The organism is Nocardiopsis sp. MG754419, assembly GCF_018207095.1.
Classification (GTDB): Bacteria; Actinomycetota; Actinomycetes; order Streptosporangiales; family Streptosporangiaceae; genus Nocardiopsis.
In genome coordinates this window covers 1-476 of sequence record NZ_QOCZ01000361.1, presented here as the reverse complement: position 1 = coordinate 476, position 476 = coordinate 1, and the positions used below count along the sequence as shown (strand labels likewise).

The window sequence follows — 476 nt, the reverse complement described above, 5'->3', positions numbered from 1 at the left end:
CAGCATGGCGACATCCGCGAGGCAGTCGCCGCCCAGCGCAACCGCCAGGGCCACGTCCAGCAGGACCTTGCCCGGGTCGTGCACCGCCCGAGCCTTCCGCCACGGCGTCAGCGCTGCTGATATCGCGGTGTCCAGGCCGGCCTTGCGGACGGTCTCGACCAGCAGCACGCCCCCGGCCTGCGAGACCACCGCCCGGCCGCCGCCCTCGATGCGGACACGCGGGTACGACCCGATACGCTTCTTCACCTGGAGAGTGCTTCTTTCCCTGCAGCCAACAGGACCCTAGACAAGTCCCATCGTTGCAGGTCAGGAGCACTCTCCACTTATTTGATCAAGCCTCGGACACTCCACCTCGTGAAAGCGCGAGGTTAGACGAGGGGGGACCATGATCGGTGACGCGTGCGCGGAGCAACTCCGGGAGTACGCGCTCGGAGTGCTGGAAGACTGGCGCCGGCCGACAAGATGGCGGCCAGCTC

The 476-nt window shown here is 67.2% G+C and carries 1 protein-coding gene; it reads right to left on the bottom strand.

Translation table 11 applies throughout. The annotated features are described in order from the left end of the window. A partial coding sequence (locus tag DSY14_RS28125) for a transposase (protein WP_211719605.1) occupies positions 1-246 on the bottom strand: 246 nt, incomplete at its 3' end. Positions 247-476: the final 230 nt, after the last annotated feature.